Genomic DNA, 19,918 nt, shown 5'->3' with positions numbered 1-19,918 from the left:
AAATTTTAAAATGGCTGGTTCTCTTGATTGGTCTAGTACAACGAATAATATTGAAAATAGTTGTAAATCAGTAAATTGTGACTGTACTACGATATGGGAATATTACCAACAGATGGCAATGACCCTATTATCTAATAAAAAAGATAATCAAAATTACCGTATAGAACCTGGTTATGAAGCCCGTGCTAGACGAATTGCATCGATCTACGCTCGTATTTATTTAGAAATGTTTCCTTTTACACCGAATCAATCTGTTACTGCAGCGACCTATAGTGGGCGTTTCTATTGGATGGGCTTAGGAGCTTTTGCTTCAAAAACAGTTGCTGCTGTATTTGATCATATTGTTTCTAAGACTGGGTCAAATGCAGATGCTTTAATTAAATCGATCAGTTCTGATCATTTTAATCTAAATAGTTTTGGTGTTGCTGGTATTCATACTTTTGCAAAAGGCAATCTATGGCTCTATATGGATATTAGTGTCTGGCATTTTGTTTGGGCGAAATCATCTGCAGATTTCAAAATTTGCGTAAACAACAGAGATACAACAACTTATAAAAAAGTTAAAAGCTCTTTATATAATTTTCCATGGTCTAGTTGTTTAACAACAATTAATAATCTTAAAGCGACAACAGAAATTCATAATGCATTTGAAAATACTTTACCCACAATAGAAAAAATTTTTGCAGCAAATGCTTTAAGACAAGACAAGTTTAGCCTTGCTGCTAAAGACTTGTTATACCATTTATTACAAATCGCAAATCAAGAACAGATCAATATTTTACAAAAAATCGTATGGAATGATCCTATTGTACGAAACGGTGCAGATGTTCAACGTAAGGCTGGAATCCCAAAGGCTGAATTGATTCTCTCTAGCGAATATAATGGAACAATAAAAAAAATACATGCTGTTCGTGGCAATGTTTATTCGTATGAAACCGAATTTGGAAAAAAGATAAAATCTTTACCTGAATCTCCAATCAGTACTCCACCGAGTGGTACTAAAGTTGAGAATCAAGATAGCCGTATGCGCTGGATTAATTTAGCAGCTCAAAAGTATCATCGTTTGATGTTAAGTGATGTTGGACGGCCTTATTTAGAAAAAGAACTACGTACAATTGCTGGTTGGAAAGCCAGTAAATGGGATGACGGTCTAAGTCGATTCGATAAGTTATTTATTAAAATAGGAAAAGATTCAAATGATGGAAAAGGTGGTTAGTTATATATTTCTGATCTTTATTTTTTTAAATTTACAGGCGTGTCATGCTCAGCAAAAGGAACAAAAAATGTCTTCTCAACCTGAACTTTACTCATTGAATTTTGGGGTAGAGGGTGAAAAAAAGTTTAAATCTTATATGCAAACAGGTGTAGACCAGCAACCAGCGGGGATGTCTTTTTTTGACCTTACGTGGGAACCTCCACATTTAGCAAATATAAAAATAGATTTAGGTGAGAATAGTTTTGTTATTAAGAATGCATTCTCGGCAATGGGTACGCGGATTGACTATGCTCAGCAAAATGAAGGTATCCAGATTATTGATGTGACTGCAGGGTTAAATAAGGAAGAGTTTGTTAGTCAAGAACAGGCTTATATGGCTTATAAAGAGCTATTTGGTCAGCTACAAAAAGCAGGGTGGGAACAGTATTTTTATCCAAATACTGCTCGAATTGCAAAACAAGATAACATTAAGTCTATGATTGAATATGGCCTTATTATAGATCCTTATAATCATTTAACACTTACAGAGTGGAGTGATTTTTTTAATAAAAAACCAACAGTAGCAGTGCGCTTATATACTCATGGTATATCTTTAGAAATTAGTATAGATAAAACAAAATCAGAAAATAATAAAAAACAATATATGCTTAGATATTCTATTGAAACGATTCGTTATAGTACAAAAAATTCAATTAAAGATGGCTATAAACTATCAGGTCAGGAACTTAAAACTGCCTTTGATGAAAGAATAAAATACACTGAAAAGCAAAGAGCTAAAGTTGAAAACCAAGCTAAAAAAGAAGGTTTCCATATTGATGAGTCTTATCAGGACCCAGATGTTTGGCAGTATGTAAAATAATCAGATTGCTGAATTTAAAGCTATAAAACTAACCTCTGGATTTTCTAGTTGATGAAAAAAATAGTTAGTTATTTCTTTTTATTTTTTATTCTTTTAAATTTACAAGGATGTAATGCTGAGAGAAATAATAAAAAAGCATTTTCTCAACCTGAACTTTACACATTGAATTTTGGTATAGAAGGTGAAAAAAAGTTTAAATCTTATATGCAAACAGTTGTAGACCAGCAACCAGCGGGAATGTCTTTTTTCGACCTCACTTGGGAACCTCCGCATTTAGCAAATATAAAAATAGACTTAGGTGAACATAGTTTTGTTATTAAAAATGCATTTTCAGCAATGGGAACACGGATTGACTATGCACAGCAAAATGAAGGTACCCAAATTATTGATGTGACAGCAGGCTTGAATAAAGAAGAGTTTGTTAATGAAGAGCAGGCTTATAACGCTTACAAGGAATTATTTGAACAGTTACAAAAAGCAGGATGGAAACAATACTTCTATCCCTCAGATGCTCGTTTTGATAAAAAAGATAATTTAAAGAGAATTGGAAAAAATAATACTGTAATAGATCCCTATAATCTATTAACTCCAGCCGAATGGAGAGAGCATTTTAAATCTTCTACCTCACTATATTTCAATTTATATAAAAATGGTGTTTTAACTGAACTAAATTTAGAGAAAACTAGTAAAAAAAATTTAAATACTGAAAAGAATGAACAGTTTATGTTGAGATTTTCTATTCAGACAATTAGATACGTAACAAAAAATTTAATTGAAAATGGATATAAATTAACAGGAGCTGAGTTAAAAAGTGCTTACGATGAAATGGTATTAGTAGATCAAAAAGAAAGAAGCAAAGCTGAAATTAAAGCCAAAAAAGAAGGTTTCCATATTGAGGAGTCATATCAGGACCCTGATGTTTGGCAGTATGTAAAATAAAATAAAATAAGTTAAATTACATACTTAATCCTTTTAAACTTAAGTTACTATCTATTTTAGAACTGTTATAGAGATAATATTGCTATAGCAGTTTTTATTTTTAGATAAAATTTTGCCATTCAAAACTTACAGACAACAAAAAACCCCATAAATCAAATATTCATGAGGTTTTATGATGGTGCCGGCACACGGATTCGAACTGTGGACCTACTGATTACAAGTCAGTTGCTCTACCAACTGAGCTATGCCGGCAACGTGGAGTGAATTTTACAGTTTCTTAAAAAAATTACAAGCCAAAAAATGAGCATTTAAATTTTTTCATATCATTTTTAAATTCTCATTGGGTTTAGCCTGAAAAATTTAGGGTTTCAACACATTAATGCGCTTTCGCATGTTTTGTATAAATGACTAAAAATATCCCAAGTAATGACAGTACAACAGTTAAGCCTACAATCGCACTCCAGCCACCGTGTAACCAGAACCAACCACCCGCCGAGCCGACAATACTTGAACCCATATAGTAAAACAGTAAGTAGAGCGAACTAGCATGTGCTTTAGCTTGTTTGCTTTCAGCGCCCACAGAACTACTGGTAAGTGAGTGGGTAATAAAGAAACCTGTGGTAATAAATGCAATACCAATAATAATGCCGAAAAGCGAGCTGAGTAGGGTCATGAGGCTCCCTACAATCATTAAGGCAAAACCACTCATCATCATGGTTTTTTTGCTAAAGCGATCGGCTAGTGTTCCTGCCAACGATGAAGACACCATGCCAAAGCTATACGACAAGAAAATAAGGCTAATTTGTGTTTGGCTCAGTGAATAAGGCGCGCCACTTAAGCGGAAAGTCGCGTAATTAAACAGAGTCACAAACACACTGGTGAGTAAGAACCCAATAGCAAACAGGCGTAATAATTTAGTATTGCTTAAATGAGCACGCCACATTTGCATGTGAAAGCCTAAATTGAGCCCTTTTTTCTGGACGAAATTACGCGAAGCAGGCAGTAGTTTTAAAAAGGCAATTGAGCAAACAAAACAGATTGCCCCAAGTAAGCCTAGAGCTGTGCGCCACGAAAAATATTCAACCAAAATACCCATGCCGACACGGCCCATCATGCCACCAAAAGCCGTACCTGCAATATATAAACCCATAGTTTTACCTAGGTGCTCAGGTGCAATTTCTTCGGCAATCCAAGCCATTGTCACTGCGGGAACACCACCGAGCAGTAAACCTTCTAAAGCGCGTGCTATCAGCAAACTGTGCCAGTTAGGGGTAAACATTGAGACAATATTAAGAATTGCTGCACACAGCATTGATGTAAAAATTACACCACGACGGCCAAGGGCTTGTGAAAAAGCACTTGATAGCACAATTGAAATCGCTAAAAAGGCAGTCGTTAATGACAGTGCCAAAGAGCTACTCGCAGGGCTAATCCAGAAGCTTTGGCTAAATGCGGGCAGGAGTGGCTGTACACAATAAATCAGTGAGAAACTTGCAAAACCTACGAGGAATAAAGCGAAGCCAGCATGTTTATAGGCTTTAGTCCCTTTGTGAATCCACTCACGGGAAAGAACAGAAGTCGCCTTAGTGCTTAAGGTACTGGGTGTAGATGAAGAGTTCATATCATGACCATGACAGAAAAAAGAGCAGTGCCTAAAGGCATGCTGCATCGAGAAAATTCGATAAATTAAAATTAGCAATTTGAGAGGTATTTTTCTAATATATTTAACAATAGATCATGATATGTTTTATATATAGCAATGGAACTCAGGCATATACGCTACTTCTTAGCGGTAGCAGAAGAAAAAAACTTTACCAAAGCTGCGCAACGTTTAAACATGAGCCAGCCGCCTTTAAGCATGCAAATACGAGACTTAGAAGAAGAGCTAGGTGCAGATTTATTTATTCGTTCCCCGCATGGGGTGGAGCTGACCGAAGCGGGGCTTGCCTTTTTAAATGCGATACAGCCTGTACAGCAGCGTGTAGAAGATGCAGCCAACCTTGTTAAACAAGTGGCAAATGGCGAAGTGGGTCAACTACGATTAGGCTTTACTGGTACTTCAATGCTGAATCCTCTCATTCCTAAATGCATTCGTTATTTTCAGCAACAATATTCGAAAGTGAATTTAAAGCTTGAAGAAGCCAATACCTTACTTCTCATCGATTTATTGCTTGAAGACCGTTTAGATGTCGCGATTATTCGCTCACCACGTAACATTCCAGATAGTCTCATTCTTCAAGAATTATTAGCAGAACCACTCATTGCGGCTTTACCTTCAGAGTCTTTTCAACTCGACGATGCATCACCAGAAATTGATTTAACGGCACTCCGAGAGCTTGATTTTATTGTCTCGCCACCATCCATTAGTGCAGGGCTTTTTGATGCGATTAAACAAGCCTGTCATGAGCGTGGTTTTGAACCAAAAATTGGACAAAATGCTCCGCAAATTGTGTCAATTTTATCGTTGGTGTCTGCAAATTTAGGGGTGTCTTTGGTTCCTGAGTCGACCAAACAACTGCAAATACAAGGCGTTGCTTATCGCTCTTTGAAAGCCCCTGTCCCTACGGTGGGTTTAGGGCTTGCTTATAAGAAACATGCCCCTTCGCAAATGGCAATTAATTTTGCCAGTGTGGTGCAAGTGGCTTGTCACCACGCCAACGAAATAAATGAAATCAGCTAGTTTGATTTCGGCGCTCTGTTCATTAAAAAGATGCCTAAAATAATAAAAATCGCGCCATATAAAAACGATAAAGTCGGCTGTTCATGAATGAAAACCCAAGCCATAAGCGCTGCGAAAATAGGTTCAGAAAGCTCGGTCACCTGTACCTTGGCCGCACTCATATAAGACAACGCTTTAGTGGTACAGAAAAAGCCGAGGATGGTCGGCAGAACAGCTAAACCAATCAAACCTAAAACAATGTCACTATTAAAATTAATGCTGTGAAAATTAATTAAAAACGGAACCGCAAGATAAATGCTACCAAACAGCAGTAAGTATTTAGTCAGAAATAGTCCGCCGTTTAATTTGAACTTTTTCACTAAAACCGAAAATAGGCCATAACCTGTACCGGCAATAGAAGCGTTGATCAGCATTAAAAGGCTATTTTCACCTTTCCATGAAATGATACTAATTCCCGCGACAGCCAATAATGTTCCAATAAGCGAATGAATGTAGATGCTTTCTTTTAAAATAAACCGACCAAAAAATAGGGCAGAGATGGCAGCCGAAGCCATGAGTACCACTACCACATTGGCCGCAGCACCGTGGTTATAGGCAATGGTCTCGAAAAAGAATAAAGAGAAAATCCCTAAAAAAGCACATATGGCAATTTGAGTAAAAACGCTGAGTTTACTTGGCGTGCTGCTAATAAAAGCAATCTTTTGGCTAACAGGGACTTTAAATAAAAACACACTTAAAAAGAAAAAGGCGATAATGGTTTTTAAAAAGGCAATGTCTTGTGGGTTTAAACCACTGTGCATGAGTAATTTACTAATTACACCAATAGAGGCATTGAGTGCAGCTGCACAAAGCGCAAATAGGCTTCCAATAATTAGATTATTCACTCTTATAATTCTTCCTAAGTTTTACGCATGCAGTCTACAATATTTTTTGGATGAATATTCAACAAAAATAACCAATTAACGCTTAATATTTTCAATGATTTATTTTGAATTGATTTAATAAATTTTTATTTAAGACTAAAGGCATTCTATAGACTTTTGTTTCAGAGAATTGTGATTTAGAGCGCCAGCTCATATTATATAATTAGTTAATTATTAAAGAATTTTAAAAATGATTAAATCAATTATTACAGGCTGCGCGGTTCTTACACTTTCAGCTTTGGCGGTCACGCATGCAGAGTTTTCTTATGAACAAGAGCTACAACAAAGCTGTAATAAAGTGAAGCAATACGCGAGTTTAGGTAAGAAATTCTACGACCAAAAACAATATAAAAAAGCGCTCGAAAATTTCCAAAACCAAGCCTCTTGGACTGCTTTTTGTAAGGCCAATGAAGATGAAACTACCGTTAAATTTACTGACCGTGATATTGAAGTTGCCAACAATAATGTGGGCTTAGCCTATGCCAAATTGGGTCAGCCACTTTGGGCAAGAGCATGGTTTATGCTCGATGAAAAATCAAAGTCTAGTCAATTTAACCTTAAGCAGCTGCCTCAACCTAAAGCATCAAATGATTTGTCGGGTGAATACGTCCGTTACTCAGGTTTTGGTGAGTGGGATCACATCACGGTAAGCCGTAAGCAGGGCCAATATGCAATTAGCTATGCCGGTTTATATATGGGACTTAGAAGCTTGATCTATGGCCCAAACATGGGTGAGTTCGACACCAAAATACCGACTAATAAAAAGCAAACGGTTTATAAAAATGAAGACTGCCGCATTCAGCTCGATTTTAAATCTAACGCAAAATTAGGCAATTATATTCTGGTCAAACAAAATGAGGGTAACGCGGGTTGTGGCTTTGGGCATAACGTATATGCTGATGGAACTTTTTTAAAAGTTGAGTCTGGAAAATAAGAGAATAATGATTTTTATTGATTATTTTATTTAACTGTAAATAAACTAAGATATATACAATGGCATATGTCTCAGTCATTCGTAACTAATACTTGTTTTATAGATGATATTGTGCCTTTAAAGGATAAAAAGTAACATGGTTTGAAGTGTATTTAATAAAACTTTAAAATGAATAGGTATTAATTATGAAAACTGTAGAAAAAATTTTAATTGTTATTCTTGTTTTAATAATTCTGATTTTCTTCTTGCTGCAATGGTTTATGCATGGTTTTAACTTGTAATTGTTTATATGAAAATATAATATTAAAAAACTTTAAAATATTGAAAATATAATTATAGAAGTTTTAGGATTAAGTATGAAAAAATTATTTTTAGGTTTAACTTTAGCTATAACTACTCAAGTAATCCAAGCAGCACCGATGGGAAAACTTCCTATTATGGCAAGTAGAGGAAATTGCTTTGCAGTAACTCCTGTAGGTTTTGGCGAGCATAATGAATCTATAAGTTATTATGTAAATGATTCCCACGATTTATGGGTGAGATCATTTCAAAGGTCAAAAGGGGGAGCTGTAAGATCAATCGATTCTGCCTACGCTTATGAATGGACTTGGCGAGCATACGCTGGATATGTTGATTCAAAAATCTATACGTCATGGACTGTTAATGGACATCATGCCATAAGATTTTCTCTTATGGATATACGGACATCTACGACAAGTGCAACAACATGCAATTTAGGTCAAGGTTGGCCTTGGAGTTAAGATTTTGAAAAATATAATTATAATTTTTGGCCTAATTTTATTAGTTAGTTTGATTTTTTATTTTTATAGTAGTAATTCAAACATAGAAACTACCAAATCGGTACCTACAGAAAAAAACATAGTTTTTCATAGTAATAAACCGAATAATACTAAGGTTAATGACCTAACGCAGCAAAAAATGAACACTGCAAAAAATACAGCTTCTCAAGAAGAGTATTTTATGTCTGAAGTTAAATTTAACTCGATTATGGAAAAGGGTGCTAAAAATAATGGTGTTGTATACTTATCAATTTCTGAGCTTGATCCGGTAAGTAGAAGAGATGCTGAGAGGGCTTTGAGAAATTTAAATGAAAAAGGTAGTTTAACTGGGGGAATAAAACAGCAAGAGTTTGAAGAGCTAGATAAGGCTAGAGAAACGTTAAAAGAAGAAGGAATTAAAAATATAGAGTCTAAATTAGATGGTTTTAAAGGAGTTAACGATAGTATTTTAAATGCCTATAATTTGAAACTTACAGGAGCACAAGCATTTGGTCGTTATGATAGTGATAATGGTTGGAATAGTGTTTATAAACTATATGAAAATAATAATCAAAAAGTTGAAATTGAACAATCATTTCTAAAACCTAATGAATCAAGTCATCAATTTATTACTGAGTCGATGAATTTTGAGTTAAATAATAATACTCCTGCAAGATATGAAAGATTACCTTCTGACTTAATAGATAAAGTAACATTTGTATATAACAGTAATTATTATCAAATTAATGGACAAAACTTGCAGCCAGATCAATTGATTCATATTGCAAATAAAATTATTGATTCACAATAAGAATTATTAAGCACTTAAAATCTATTACTCAATTTAGATAAGATTGAGCAATGGTTTTTATTTTATATGGAAATATAAATTTTTCTTTGAATAACTTATTGTTTTCTACCAAAAGCTTGGAGCTTATTTCTCCAAGCTTTTCTTAAATATTGTTACCTAATTAATGATTCACCGCAGCAAGTTGCTGAGCGTTATAGCGTGCGCCCATGTTTGGATATCTCGCAATAATCGCGTCGATTTCTGCCAAATCTGCCGCTGTTAAATGAAGGTCTACAGCACCCGCATTTTCTACAAGGCGCTCGATTTTACGCGTACCCGGAATTGGAATAATGTCGTCACCTTGCGCCAAAATCCAAGCCAAAGCCAGTTGAGCCGCTGTCGCATTTTTGCTTTGGGCAAAGTCACTAAATGCTTGTGCCAAGCTTTGGTTATTTTTCCAGTTATCGCCCTGATAGCGTGGTAATTGGCGACGGAAATCACTTTCGTCTAGGCTACCCACATCAAGCGTATTGGTGATTAAACCACGTGACAGCGGTGAATACGGCACAAGGCTAATGCCTAACTCACGAATGGTTTGCAAATGGGTTTGCTCAAACTCACGGGTAAGTAGTGAATATTCATGCTGAACCGCTGCAATCGGGTGAATCGCATGTGCTTTACGAATGGTTTCAGCCGATGCTTCACTGAGTCCTAAATAACGAACTTTACCTTGTTGCACCAAGTCGGCCATTGCACCAATCGTGTCTTCAACTGGAACATTCGGGTCAATGCGGTGTGCATAATACAAATCAATCACGTCTGTATTTAAACGTCTTAAACTGTTTTCGACCGCAACTTTAATCCACTCAGGAGAACCGTCGATATAAGACTCTAAAGAGTTTTGTGGGTTAAGGTTGTCTTCTTTATAACGAAAGCCAAATTTGGTCGCTAAGAACACTTTGTCGCGATGTTTTTCTAAAACTTTTGAGAGTAAAACTTCGTTTGCGCCGTTGCCGTACATGTCGGCCGTGTCCCAAAAGTTAATGCCGAGGTCTAAGGCCTTTTCTAGAGTTGCAATGCTTTGTGTGTCGTCTGAGGCACCATAGGCAAAGCTCATTCCCATGCAACCTAAACCAAGTGCTGATACTTTTTCGCCTGTTTGTCCTAAAGTTCTATATTTCATTTTTCACACTCTTTTTGCAAAATCACTTGAGTAGAAAAACTATAAAATGCTTTGGCTCAAACTGACGTATAACATTCAAACCAATAATTATAAAATTCAAACAATCTTTTTTTAGGCCACACAGTCTTCGCGGAATTTTTTAGGCGAAAATCCCGTATTTTTCTTAAAGAAGTTGGTGAAATATGCTGAATATTCAAAGCCTAAGCTATAGGCAATTTCGGAAATATTCCAACTGGTGTGTTGTAGCAGTGCTTTCGCTTCTTGCGTAATGCGCGAGCTAATATGTTCAGAGGTGGTTTTGCCTGTGGCTTCTTTTACAGCTCGGTTTAAATGGTTCACATGCACCGACAAGCCATAGGCAAAATCATTTGCCGTTTTGAGTTTAAGCTGAAAATGGGGCGAATCGATGGGGAACTGGCGTTCTAATAATTCAAAGAATAAATGGCAAATCCGAACCGCAGCATTGCTATGTTTTTCAAACTGTTGGGTCGGTTGCATTTTCATGGCTTCGTGCACAAGTAGGTGCAAATAGTTTCTTAAAACGTTGTATTTATGAATATAGTCTGAATTTATGTCATTCATCATCTTTTTGAAAATAAATGAAATTTCTCCAACCTGTTGGTCGTTTAAAAAATACAATGGGTCGCCGTCGACCTTAAACAGTGGTGAGTCTTTTAAAAAGCTTTGTCGCGACTCTTGGTTTACAAACTCTTCGGTAAATAGGCAAAACCAGCCTGCCTGTTCGGGCGAATTAATTTCCCAAGCGTAGGGAACCATGGGGTTTGAGAACAGCAAAGCAGGGCGGTCAACTCGTATCCAGCGGTTAGCGTAGTGAAGTTCGCCTGTGCCTAAAACCAGTGAAATTTTATAATAATCGCGGCGGCTATAAGGTGTTAGGAACGAGCAAGCATCGCGTTGGAACACGTTAAAATGTCCAAACGAAGTCGATGGAACCGAGTAATCGCTATCTCTGGTTAAAGAAAAGCGGCGATAAAAATCATGTATGGTTTCCATGTCTTTGCCTGCATGCATTATCAATTTATTTAAAGTTATAAAATTCAAACTTTATTTACTGTAGCTCTTATTTATAGCGTGATCAATCGGGTTATTTCAGCAGTTTTGAAAATGAATGATAAATTAACAATGAAAAAATGAGCCAATAGAAATAAAAATATTTTATAAATTAATAATATATGAGTGTTGACACTTAAAAACTTGAGAATTATTCTTTGTCTGCAAACTACTCTAGGGTAGAACGATAAGGGGACATCTTCGAGTGTGCTGGTGCTGTACCCAGTCTGCTAACCCCTTTCGTTTTGTCACCATTCTATGGTAGAGCGATAAGGGGACACTTTCGAGTGTACTGGTTCTGTGTGTCCAGTCTGCTAACCTCTTTTCGTTCTGCCACCAATTTTACTATTATGATGATATCGTTAAATTTAAGTTAAAGGTCTTTTTAGCTTAAATATCTAATTGAATAAACAACAATAATTATTTAACCAATTTCTATTCAACCTTACATTGACACTCCAAAACACGCGGATTATCCTTTGCCTGCTGGCCACATTGCCAGTCGATTTTGACAGATCGATATAACACACAAGACATCAAAAAGTTCTCTTTTTGGTGGCGAACTCGTTCGTCCCCCTTCGTAGCGGTAGGGCGAGGGAGGGACGCCTTGTGCGTGCTGATTCTTGTGTGTCAGTCTGTCAACCTTCTCTCGTTCTACCACCATCATTTGACAGTGATCGGGTAGAACTCCTTTACACACAAGGAGTCCGCACATGCGCACTATTTCATCTCTCTCATTGGCTACCTTCGCCAAAATCTTTGACTCTATACCCAACTGGTCTTTAAAACGGTTTAACCGACTCTAGGTTTTAAGCCATAGGTCATTACGACTAAAAAATCATAGCAACAATAAAACCCGAGATAGGCGAGCACACATTTTTGTGCGGCTTTTGCATGCCTGTTTTTAGCACTCAATTTAAGAGTGACGGCATTTCTATCTCTTTTATTTACAACAAGAAATTATTTTAAGCGGTATACATGAAAAATTTAGAAGCTTCCTTTCGAGCGACGCGGGCGCTATACACAGCAGCAGAGTTATTTAAACAACATGGCTTTAACAAGGTCGGGGTGGGCCGAATTGTTAGTGAGGCCAAAATTACCAAAGCCACTTTTTACAACTACTTTCACTCCAAAGAAAGACTGATTGAAATGTGTTTATTGGTTCAAAAAGAGCAGTTAAAAGAAAAAGTGAGGGCGATAAGCGAAGCTCGCCAATATCCAGATTTGGTTCATCAGCTCAGGCAAATTTACCTTTTACATGCCGACTTAAAAGGTGCGTACTACCTTTTGTTTAAAGCGATTTTTGAAATTAAAAAGCTTTATCCAAATGCCTATCAAACTGCACTCAGATATAGGCGCTGGCTTAAAAATGAAATTTTTTGGGTACTGAGGGAATCTAAAAAAAGAGCAACATATGAAGAGTCTGATATTTTTGTATTTATGATTGATGGCGCGATTTTTGGACTTTTAGGTTCAGATCAGGCAAAGGACAGAGACGCATTACTTGAGTATTTTTTAAAGCGGGTTTGATGGGGAAGGCCCGACGGGAGTTGGGCTTTTATAATGATTTTAGGATTAAATTAAATAAAAATTAATTTAATATTAAAAATACTCTATATTAGGAATATTTAAAATTTAATTAGAAAAATATTATAATTTCTTGTGGCGACAGTTTATGTCGTACAGTTCCAATCTACTATAGTAATAATAAAATTAAAAATATAAAATATTTATAAAGACTTAAAGATAATTTAATGTATAAACTATCTTTAATTTTTTAGGATTATTTTTTTATGGTTCAAGCAATATGTGAAATTAATGAATACATTGTCCATAAGTTAGAAAAAGAAGTTAATACTACTGGCGAAACTACTTTAACTTTAAGAAGTAGTCCCTTGGCAGTAAATGATTCAGCTCAACGTTTAATCGATGCAATACATGAAAAATATTCAAAACTTACGGGGAAATCTTTTGGGACTTTTGAAGCTAATTTAGATAATTACCCAACTCAGAAATATCTTAAAGAGTATTTGGATGGGGAAAATTCTTTTCATGAGTTATCAGTTAAATTAATGGAGCGACTCGAGTTCTGTGCTAAAAATCAATCTTTAGCTAAGGGTGGGTATGTTTTAATATCAAAAATGTCTATTGGAGCAGAAGACTATTTTCTTGTAGCCGTTGTAACTGATGTGTTAGGTACTGCTATTACTGAAACATATGAAGTCGTTGATAGTATGCATATTGATTTGACCCAACTACGTGTGGTTGGACGAATTAATTTAACAGAATGGCTTAGCGGAAATGCAAAGTATATTAGTTTTCTAAAAGGTAATTCAGATGTATCTAAATACTTTAAAGAATTTATAGGTTGTAATGATGTTCATGCAGTATCTGCTGAATCAAAAAAAGTTGTTGAAGTACTTAAAAGATTTGCTAGCTCATTAGAAGGTAAAACCGATCAGGAAAGAGATAGAATTATTGATAATGCATTCAGCTACTTAAAAGAATTAAGTGTTTCTAAAAGAGCTTTGAGTTTAGATGCTTTAGCAAATCATGTATATCCTGATGATCCAGAAACACTCAAAGTATTGCTTGGTTCAGATGAGTATAAAATTATCGACGGTTTTATTCCTGATGGGCGTAGTATTAATGGGTTATTAAGATATGAGGGTAAATCGAAACACTGGACTCTTAAGTTTGATCGAGTAGCGGTTAGAAGTCAGCATTTAAGGTATGATCAAAAAAATCGGATTATTACTTTAAGTGAAGTTTCAGAAAGTTTACATAATGATTTAATTGAAGTAATTGGTGAAGAGGAAGATGATGAGTAATGACCCACGTTTTGAACTATTAAGTTCAATATATGACGAAATGGTATTTCAAGACCATTATCGTCATGGGGAGTTATTGATAAAAAATGAAACAATCTTAGAAAATTTAAAAACTTGTTTGACTGATGTACACACTTTTGGTTTATCAACTCTTACAGATATAGAAGAGTTGAAGGTTAATGATAAAATTTTACTAGACCGCGGTGAGCCATTACCGCGTATAGGTTATTTTAATATTAATTTTAAAGATTTTTTAACTAATATGAATTTAGTTAAATTTCCAAAAAAGAACTTTTATTTTTTAGAGGATAAATTATCCAGTCTTGATCCTGATATAGAACAGATAGAGTATTTTAAAAGATATAAGGCTATATTAGATTTTATAAATGAGGTTTTGATACCTAGTGCGATTTATTTTGATAAAGATTTTCAAACTTTAATTTATTTGGATAATAAAAAACTTGAAATACCAGTAAAATATGATTTTGATGATTTAATGTCTTTAGATATGGATCTACTTTTAAAGTTGAGAGAATATTTTTTCGAAGATACTCACAAAGAACAAAAATTATCTATTATTTCAGAGTCAGTTAAGAATATATGCTCAGCAGTAAGTAAAAATTTTAGATTTAAGCATATTTTAGAAAATCTTGGTGATTTAAAAAGAAGTTTTGATAATGGTTATAAATTATTTGTTGCAAGTTTTTCTTATGAAAAAATTAAAGATGAAACTGAGTCAGCAAAAATTGAAGAGATGACTAAAATACATAAAGTAATTTCAGATGTTCAGAATCATATACTTGGTATTCCTATTGCTACTGTAGTTGTAGGTACACAAATGAAAATAATTGCTCCTAACACAGGGCAGTTTATAATTAATACTTGTATATTATTGGGTGCTTTATTTTTTACATTGCTAGTTTCATTTGTCATGAATAATCAGAAAGATACTTTAAATATAATAAAGCTTGAAATTGATAGAAAGAAAGATTTGATCGAAAAGAAGTATGCTTCTGTTGAGGAAATAGTAAAACCAGACTTTGAAAATTTGTATAAAAGAATTAATTTTCAAAAAAATATTTTATCTGCAGTAATCTGGATAGTCTGGCTTGGTTTTATTGCTACTGTATTGGCTTATTTTATATTAAGTTTTAATTGATTGTTAATATTATTATAAACTTGGTTTAAATATAAGGATTTTTATGATGGTTTATATTCATAGCATTCTCATAATTTATTAATGCAAAGCGATAAAGGAAGAAACTTTTTAGAAAAAGAATTAGAAACTATTGCAGGATGGAGAAATAGCAAAGCAGAGTTTAAAGTAGGGAAAGATAGTAATGATGGCAAAGTTTAAACAATATTTCCTAATCTGTATTTTTGGATTATTACTTTCCGCTTGTCAGCCAACATCAGAACATAATGAGAATTTGACTATGAATCAGCAAGCCTACACTTTGCATATGGGTGAACAAGGTGTTCAAGATTTTTCAAAATATAGTGATGGAAATGTCGATAATCATCCAGCTGGTGTTAGCTTTAGAGAACTTCAATTTTCTCCTCCTAACTTAGGAAAAATAACTATAGAGAATGGTTCTAATACTTTATCGATTGAGCATGTTTTCTCTGTATTAGGAACTCAATATGATAAAAATGAAGGGATCCAAGTTTTAGATATTGATGCTGGCCTTACAAAAGAAGAATTTGCTACCTCAGAGCAGGTTTATCAAAGCTATGTAGCTTTAATGAAACGTATTAATCAGGCTGGTTGGAAAAACTATTTCTTTACAGATGCTCCGCGTATCGCTAAAGAAGATAATATTAAGCATCTATCGAAAAGTCGTGATGTCATTGACCCGAGTTATATTTTTAGCTTTGAAGAGTGGAAAAATATAATAAACAACAGCCCGACAAAATCATTGGGTTATAGGTTGTATGCTAATGGGGTTATTTTAGATATCAGTTTAAAAAGAACAGCTAAGAATGAGCGGAATGAAGAACAATATATGCTTAGATTTAGCTTTCAGAGTGTGCGATACAATGAAAGAGACTCAATTCCTGACTCTGATAAAATGACACCTAGTGAATTCGAGCAAGCGTTTAAAAAAAGATTAATTGAAAATAAAAAATATCGGGAAAAGGAAGAAAGAAAAGCTAAGGCTGAGGGTTATCATATCGATGAAGAATATATAGATCCTGATGTTTGGCCTTATGTTAAATAATTAATTTTTAAGTTTAAAATAATGAAAAGGCTTGAATTTAAGCCTTTTCGAATAACTCTAATTACCGCTCATTTAAAACCAACTGTTTAATCTTAACTGCCTTCTCGAAGTGATCTAGCTTGTGTACCATAATCCACCAATGCGCTGCTTCCATCAGTAACTCAGGGTTATCGTTCTTATTTTTAAAAAAAGCATAAAAAGATAGACCCACATTGTCTCCCTTCTTTTCAATTTTATCGTCACATCCCTTAATAAAAATTTCTCTTAATTCATTTCTCATATTTAGTATCACTTCAAGTCTATAAAACTAAGACGACTTATTACGTTCGCCCCAATCGCACATCATATCTAATAAAGGAATCAAAGACTGTCCTCTTTCTGAAAGGCGATATTCAACCTTTGGCGGAATTTGAGGATATTCCTTACGAATAATAAGCTCGTCTCTTTCTAACTCTTTAAGTGTATTGCTGAGTGTTCTAAATGAAATATTGCCAATGCAGCGTTGCATCTCATTAAAACGCATGACATTTTTTTCATACAGCCAATACATAATAATCATTTTATATTTGCCATTAATCAAAGAAAGGGTGTAGCCAAAACCTGTCTCTTCTAATGGCGTATGTGATGGAACGCATTCAGTCATTTTTAAAATCTACACTATCTTTTAGTATAGTATATAACACAAATTACCGTACTTATATTTAGGAAAGCACACTTCTATAATCGATTTATCAACTTTCCGATAAGAGTGTTTTCATAATGAAAAAGACATTAGTCATTGTTACTCACCCTCACATAGACCAGTCTGTTGTAAATAAAAGATGGGTAGAGGAACTAGAAAAACACCCAGACCAATTTACGGTTCATCAAATTTATCAAGCCTATCCAGATGGCGTAATTGATGTTGCCAAAGAGCAAGCATTGGTAGAAGAACACGAAAATTTAGTTTTTCAATTTCCAGTGTATTGGTTTAACTGTCCACCGCTTTTGAAACAATGGCTTGATGAGGTTTTGACGTATGGGTGGGCGTATGGTTCAACAGGTGACAAGCTTAAAAATAAGAAGTTTATGTTGGCTGTGTCTGCTGGTGTAAAAGAAAAGGTCTATTCAGAGTATGGTGAATATAAGCTTTCTTTAGAGCAGATTTTTACTCCCTTTAAGCTAACAGCTTTATATATTGGAGCGGACTATCAACCACTTCATGCATTTTATGGTTTAGATACCAATCCATCAGAAGATGATGATATTCCGACGCACCAAGATATAGAAAATAATGCGATTGAGTATGTTCAGAAGTTATTAGCGTTGTCTGAGTAATTTTTAAGAGGAGGAGACCTAAGCGTGAGGTTTGGGTCTTTTATATAGAAGATTTTTTAAAAACATGGATTAAGGTATTAAGTTAAATATACGATTTATTTATGATATAAATGTTCGTTAAATATAGATTAAATTTAAAAAATTATGACCGTTTTTCGCATTAAAGAAAAAGAAAATTCCCTTATAACTGAAGATGCTCATGAATTAATATGCTACGCAACAATCAGTGAAATAAACTCATGGAACGATGTTGTTAACTTATATTCAGAAATTAAGCAGAAACATTTCCCTAAAAAAGTATTATTACTTTTAGAAGATATAGGACAGTGCGAATACACGTCTATGCATGCTTCAATGGGAGAGGGGCTTTACTTCGATGCTTCAGAACTCATTGAAGATGACAGTGAAGCGAGTTGGGATAACACTCGACCTTTAGAACTTCAATACCACATTGAACAATTATTAAAGCGAGAAAATTATATAGACTTTAATAAGTTGCCAAAAAAACTTAATTATTGTGATGAAGACCAAGCGACTCTGCTACAGATTAATGCTGAACCTGAAAAAATTTTAGATGAAGTTATTCAAGTAAAGCTAGTAAACAGTGAAACTGAAACTCAAAAATTTGCAGCATGCCTCAATGGATACTTTACTTGTGATTTGAATCCGTTTGAATCTTTTAGCCTAATTCAGCATTTAGATCAGAACTATGACTTAGAGTATGTTGGCTTAGGTGCAAGCTTATTATATTTTATTAAAACACCAGAATTTGATGCAAATAAAACTCCTGAATTGCTTAATGAGTTGAGCAACTTTTATCAATTCAATCAAACTACACATAATCAACTAGAACAGCATTTATCTAATCATGAATATCTTATTTTGCCTTATGTAGAGTCATTAGAAGTGTTCGATTTGGATTAAAGCTAATTAGGGAAATCTAATGGACTTCTTTCTTGGTTAGCTATTGGGTTTAAGAGATAATATTTTTAAAGTGTTTGCAAAAACCAATTTTGTCTATAAGTTGAAAACACAATAATACATCTTTGGAAAAAATTATGAATATCGCGCCTTTTCCATTTCAAATTACAAACTGGGAAGAAATTGAAGTCACTGAATATAGTGGTGAAACTGGAAAAGCGTATTGGAAAACTCAATTTTTTGGTGAAGAAACAAATAAAATTAGAGTAAGGCTTGTCGAGTACTCAGCAAACTATTTAGCTGACCATTGGTGTGAAAAAGGGCACATATTATTTTGCCTAGAAGGCAAGTTAGAAAGTAGATTGAAAGACGGAAGAACATTTACTTTAACTTCAGGTATGAGTTATCAAGTCGGAGACAATTCAGAGCCACATCAGTCTTTTAGCCTGAATGGTGCGAAGTTACTTATAGTTGATTAGAGTGATTTTATAGGGATAGAAATCTCTATCCCTAACCAAACATCTTAATTTGCTAAAGTTGTCATCGCCTCAACCAAGCTTGTAATCCCTGTATAGATATCCTTTAAACCAGCTTGATCATCCATATAGGCAGGGGTAGTAACAAATAAGTTTTGTTGATCGACCACACAGTCTGAGGTTTGACAAACATGGTGAATTGAACCCGTTTTTTCAATTTCCTTAGCAATGTTAAGGTCAGACCCTAAGGTAATAGTTGGGTGTAACTCTCCAAACGTAAGCGCCAAGAGTGCAGGCGAAATACAGATTGCCCCAATCGGTTTCTTGCTCTGATGAAACACTTTTAAAATTGAAGCCACTGTACCATGTACTCGTGCCTCTGCGCCTTTAAAGGCAAACGTTGATAAATTTTTTGCGACGCCAAAACCACCTGGCAAAATAAGACCATCAAATTCATTTGCATCAAGTTTATGCAGTAGTGAAATTTCACCTCGGGCAATTCTTGCTGCTTCTTGTAAAACATTTCTCTGTTCAGTCATGTTTATTTCGCCGCTTACATGGTCAATGACATGAAACAAAGGCTCATCGGGTGCAAAAATCTGATATTCAATATTGGCTGTATCTAAAGCTAACAGGGTTAAAACTGATTCTCTAATTTCAGAACCATCTAAATAACCACAACCCGATAAAATCACTGCTAATTTTTTCATTTGCTTGCTTAAGCACCTTTTTTAAATGTGTAAAAGATATTAAGTTTGCTTCTAAAAATTTTTTATA

At 34.7% G+C, this 19,918-nt stretch carries 21 protein-coding genes and 1 tRNA gene; 14 read left to right on the top strand and 8 right to left on the bottom strand.

The genetic code is table 11. From position 1 onward, the window contains the following. Positions 1–10 precede the first annotated feature (10 nt). The 3 genes from RMA94_RS04935 to RMA94_RS04925 all read left to right on the top strand — a co-directional run bounded on the left by RMA94_RS04935 (position 11) and on the right by RMA94_RS04925 (position 3,014). Positions 11–1,216, top strand: coding sequence for a DUF2515 family protein (locus RMA94_RS04935; RefSeq protein WP_311082062.1), 1,206 nt, complete (start codon positions 11–13; stop codon positions 1,214–1,216). A gap of 67 nt (positions 1,217–1,283) precedes the next feature. Then, positions 1,284–2,075 carry a hypothetical protein gene (locus RMA94_RS04930; RefSeq protein WP_228259744.1) on the top strand — a complete coding sequence of 264 codons (792 nt, stop codon included), beginning with the start codon at positions 1,284–1,286 and terminating at the stop codon, positions 2,073–2,075. A gap of 51 nt (positions 2,076–2,126) precedes the next feature. Further along, the gene (locus RMA94_RS04925; protein ID WP_228259743.1) at positions 2,127–3,014 is read left to right on the top strand and encodes a hypothetical protein; all 888 of its coding nucleotides are present in this window, start codon (positions 2,127–2,129) and stop codon (positions 3,012–3,014) included. A gap of 176 nt (positions 3,015–3,190) precedes the next feature. Here RMA94_RS04925 and RMA94_RS04920 read toward each other — a convergent pair. After that, a tRNA-Thr gene (locus tag RMA94_RS04920) sits at positions 3,191–3,266 on the bottom strand. A gap of 124 nt (positions 3,267–3,390) precedes the next feature. After that, on the bottom strand, positions 3,391–4,635 hold the full coding sequence (locus RMA94_RS04915) for an MFS transporter (RefSeq protein ID WP_311082060.1): 1,245 nt from the start codon (positions 4,633–4,635) through the stop codon (positions 3,391–3,393). Between the two features lie 138 nt (positions 4,636–4,773). Between RMA94_RS04915 and RMA94_RS04910 the strand changes: the two genes are divergently transcribed. After that, on the top strand, positions 4,774–5,694 hold the full coding sequence (locus tag RMA94_RS04910) for a LysR family transcriptional regulator (protein ID WP_151302221.1): 921 nt from the start codon (positions 4,774–4,776) through the stop codon (positions 5,692–5,694). Here the strand turns inward: RMA94_RS04910 and RMA94_RS04905 are convergent. Further along, a complete protein-coding gene (locus tag RMA94_RS04905) occupies positions 5,691–6,578 on the bottom strand; it encodes a DMT family transporter (protein ID WP_202724402.1) in 888 nt (295 codons plus the stop codon). The two genes, RMA94_RS04910 and RMA94_RS04905, sit on opposite strands and share 4 nt — an antisense overlap. A 229-nt stretch (positions 6,579–6,807) precedes the next feature. On the opposite strand from RMA94_RS04905, the gene RMA94_RS04900 reads away from it, so the two are divergent. The 3 genes from RMA94_RS04900 to RMA94_RS04890 all read left to right on the top strand — a co-directional run bounded on the left by RMA94_RS04900 (position 6,808) and on the right by RMA94_RS04890 (position 9,141). Beyond that, a complete protein-coding gene (locus RMA94_RS04900) occupies positions 6,808–7,551 on the top strand; it encodes a hypothetical protein (protein ID WP_311082057.1) in 744 nt (247 codons plus the stop codon). Positions 7,552–7,907: 356 nt separating this feature from the next. Next, positions 7,908–8,312, top strand: a complete 405-nt coding sequence (locus RMA94_RS04895) for a hypothetical protein (RefSeq protein WP_086399954.1) — start codon at positions 7,908–7,910, stop codon at positions 8,310–8,312. A 4-nt stretch (positions 8,313–8,316) separates the two neighbouring features. Then, positions 8,317–9,141 (top strand): hypothetical protein, encoded by an 825-nt coding sequence (locus RMA94_RS04890; protein ID WP_119684533.1) that lies wholly within the window; start codon positions 8,317–8,319, stop codon positions 9,139–9,141. Between the two features lie 160 nt (positions 9,142–9,301). Here the strand turns inward: RMA94_RS04890 and RMA94_RS04885 are convergent, their stop codons facing one another. Next, positions 9,302–10,303: an aldo/keto reductase gene (locus tag RMA94_RS04885; RefSeq protein WP_119684532.1), complete on the bottom strand. Its 1,002-nt coding sequence runs from the start codon at positions 10,301–10,303 to the stop codon at positions 9,302–9,304. A 111-nt stretch (positions 10,304–10,414) separates the two neighbouring features. After that, positions 10,415–11,317 (bottom strand): helix-turn-helix transcriptional regulator, encoded by a 903-nt coding sequence (locus RMA94_RS04880; RefSeq protein WP_311082054.1) that lies wholly within the window; start codon positions 11,315–11,317, stop codon positions 10,415–10,417. A gap of 1,035 nt (positions 11,318–12,352) precedes the next feature. Here RMA94_RS04880 and RMA94_RS04875 point away from each other — a divergent pair. The 4 genes from RMA94_RS04875 (at position 12,353) to RMA94_RS04860 (ending at position 16,427) form a co-directional block, all read left to right on the top strand. After that, complete coding sequence (locus tag RMA94_RS04875; RefSeq protein WP_311082053.1) at positions 12,353–12,904, top strand: TetR/AcrR family transcriptional regulator; 552 nt, start codon at positions 12,353–12,355, stop codon at positions 12,902–12,904. Between the two features lie 263 nt (positions 12,905–13,167). Further along, the gene (locus RMA94_RS04870) at positions 13,168–14,205 is read left to right on the top strand and encodes a nucleoid-associated protein (protein ID WP_104075383.1); all 1,038 of its coding nucleotides are present in this window, start codon (positions 13,168–13,170) and stop codon (positions 14,203–14,205) included. Then, a complete protein-coding gene (locus tag RMA94_RS04865) occupies positions 14,195–15,364 on the top strand; it encodes a hypothetical protein (RefSeq protein WP_146064301.1) in 1,170 nt (389 codons plus the stop codon). The genes RMA94_RS04870 and RMA94_RS04865 overlap by 11 nt, the downstream gene beginning before the upstream one ends. 181 nt (positions 15,365–15,545) lie before the next feature. Then, entirely contained in the window at positions 15,546–16,427 is an 882-nt protein-coding gene (locus RMA94_RS04860; RefSeq protein ID WP_311082049.1) for a hypothetical protein, read from the top strand. Between the two features lie 61 nt (positions 16,428–16,488). Here the strand turns inward: RMA94_RS04860 and RMA94_RS04855 are convergent, their stop codons facing one another. Further along, positions 16,489–16,707, bottom strand: coding sequence for a DUF6500 family protein (locus RMA94_RS04855; protein ID WP_311082047.1), 219 nt, complete (start codon positions 16,705–16,707; stop codon positions 16,489–16,491). 27 nt (positions 16,708–16,734) lie between these two features. Next, complete coding sequence (locus RMA94_RS04850; protein WP_005066976.1) at positions 16,735–17,070, bottom strand: helix-turn-helix domain-containing protein; 336 nt, start codon at positions 17,068–17,070, stop codon at positions 16,735–16,737. Between the two features lie 116 nt (positions 17,071–17,186). Here RMA94_RS04850 and RMA94_RS04845 point away from each other — a divergent pair, with 116 nt between their 5' ends. The 3 genes from RMA94_RS04845 (at position 17,187) to RMA94_RS04835 (ending at position 19,144) form a co-directional block, all read left to right on the top strand. After that, the gene (locus RMA94_RS04845) at positions 17,187–17,744 is read left to right on the top strand and encodes an NAD(P)H-dependent oxidoreductase (protein WP_068613980.1); all 558 of its coding nucleotides are present in this window, start codon (positions 17,187–17,189) and stop codon (positions 17,742–17,744) included. A 144-nt stretch (positions 17,745–17,888) separates the two neighbouring features. Then, positions 17,889–18,668, top strand: a complete 780-nt coding sequence (locus RMA94_RS04840) for a hypothetical protein (RefSeq protein WP_311082044.1) — start codon at positions 17,889–17,891, stop codon at positions 18,666–18,668. A 134-nt stretch (positions 18,669–18,802) separates the two neighbouring features. Beyond that, positions 18,803–19,144, top strand: coding sequence for a DHCW motif cupin fold protein (locus RMA94_RS04835; RefSeq protein WP_311082042.1), 342 nt, complete (start codon positions 18,803–18,805; stop codon positions 19,142–19,144). Positions 19,145–19,188: 44 nt separating this feature from the next. Here the strand turns inward: RMA94_RS04835 and elbB are convergent, their stop codons facing one another. Next, on the bottom strand, positions 19,189–19,851 hold the full coding sequence (gene elbB, locus RMA94_RS04830; protein WP_311082040.1) for an isoprenoid biosynthesis glyoxalase ElbB: 663 nt from the start codon (positions 19,849–19,851) through the stop codon (positions 19,189–19,191). Positions 19,852–19,918: the final 67 nt, after the last annotated feature.

This window comes from Acinetobacter sp. V115_6 (genome assembly GCF_031799025.1).
GTDB lineage: Bacteria > Pseudomonadota > Gammaproteobacteria > Pseudomonadales > Moraxellaceae > Acinetobacter > Acinetobacter pittii.
This window is presented reverse-complemented; position numbering and strand designations above follow the sequence as displayed.

What these genes read in the sequence shown, in the direction of transcription:
- RMA94_RS04865 (WP_146064301.1), top strand. Translation starts at nt 14,195, where the DNA reads ATGATGAGTAATGACCCACGTTTTGAACTATTAAGTTCAATATATGAC.
- RMA94_RS04900 (WP_311082057.1), top strand. Translation starts at nt 6,808, where the DNA reads ATGATTAAATCAATTATTACAGGCTGCGCGGTTCTTACACTTTCAGCT.
- RMA94_RS04850 (WP_005066976.1), bottom strand. Translation starts at nt 17,070, where the DNA reads ATGACTGAATGCGTTCCATCACATACGCCATTAGAAGAGACAGGTTTT.
- RMA94_RS04870 (WP_104075383.1), top strand. Translation starts at nt 13,168, where the DNA reads ATGGTTCAAGCAATATGTGAAATTAATGAATACATTGTCCATAAGTTA.
- RMA94_RS04935 (WP_311082062.1), top strand. Translation starts at nt 11, where the DNA reads ATGGCTGGTTCTCTTGATTGGTCTAGTACAACGAATAATATTGAAAAT.
- RMA94_RS04855 (WP_311082047.1), bottom strand. Translation starts at nt 16,707, where the DNA reads ATGAGAAATGAATTAAGAGAAATTTTTATTAAGGGATGTGACGATAAA.
- RMA94_RS04915 (WP_311082060.1), bottom strand. Translation starts at nt 4,635, where the DNA reads ATGAACTCTTCATCTACACCCAGTACCTTAAGCACTAAGGCGACTTCT.
- elbB (WP_311082040.1), bottom strand. Translation starts at nt 19,851, where the DNA reads ATGAAAAAATTAGCAGTGATTTTATCGGGTTGTGGTTATTTAGATGGT.
- RMA94_RS04860 (WP_311082049.1), top strand. Translation starts at nt 15,546, where the DNA reads ATGATGGCAAAGTTTAAACAATATTTCCTAATCTGTATTTTTGGATTA.
- RMA94_RS04910 (WP_151302221.1), top strand. Translation starts at nt 4,774, where the DNA reads ATGGAACTCAGGCATATACGCTACTTCTTAGCGGTAGCAGAAGAAAAA.
- RMA94_RS04845 (WP_068613980.1), top strand. Translation starts at nt 17,187, where the DNA reads ATGAAAAAGACATTAGTCATTGTTACTCACCCTCACATAGACCAGTCT.
- RMA94_RS04925 (WP_228259743.1), top strand. Translation starts at nt 2,127, where the DNA reads ATGAAAAAAATAGTTAGTTATTTCTTTTTATTTTTTATTCTTTTAAAT.
- RMA94_RS04895 (WP_086399954.1), top strand. Translation starts at nt 7,908, where the DNA reads ATGAAAAAATTATTTTTAGGTTTAACTTTAGCTATAACTACTCAAGTA.
- RMA94_RS04875 (WP_311082053.1), top strand. Translation starts at nt 12,353, where the DNA reads ATGAAAAATTTAGAAGCTTCCTTTCGAGCGACGCGGGCGCTATACACA.
- RMA94_RS04835 (WP_311082042.1), top strand. Translation starts at nt 18,803, where the DNA reads ATGAATATCGCGCCTTTTCCATTTCAAATTACAAACTGGGAAGAAATT.
- RMA94_RS04840 (WP_311082044.1), top strand. Translation starts at nt 17,889, where the DNA reads ATGACCGTTTTTCGCATTAAAGAAAAAGAAAATTCCCTTATAACTGAA.
- RMA94_RS04880 (WP_311082054.1), bottom strand. Translation starts at nt 11,317, where the DNA reads ATGGAAACCATACATGATTTTTATCGCCGCTTTTCTTTAACCAGAGAT.
- RMA94_RS04930 (WP_228259744.1), top strand. Translation starts at nt 1,284, where the DNA reads ATGTCTTCTCAACCTGAACTTTACTCATTGAATTTTGGGGTAGAGGGT.
- RMA94_RS04885 (WP_119684532.1), bottom strand. Translation starts at nt 10,303, where the DNA reads ATGAAATATAGAACTTTAGGACAAACAGGCGAAAAAGTATCAGCACTT.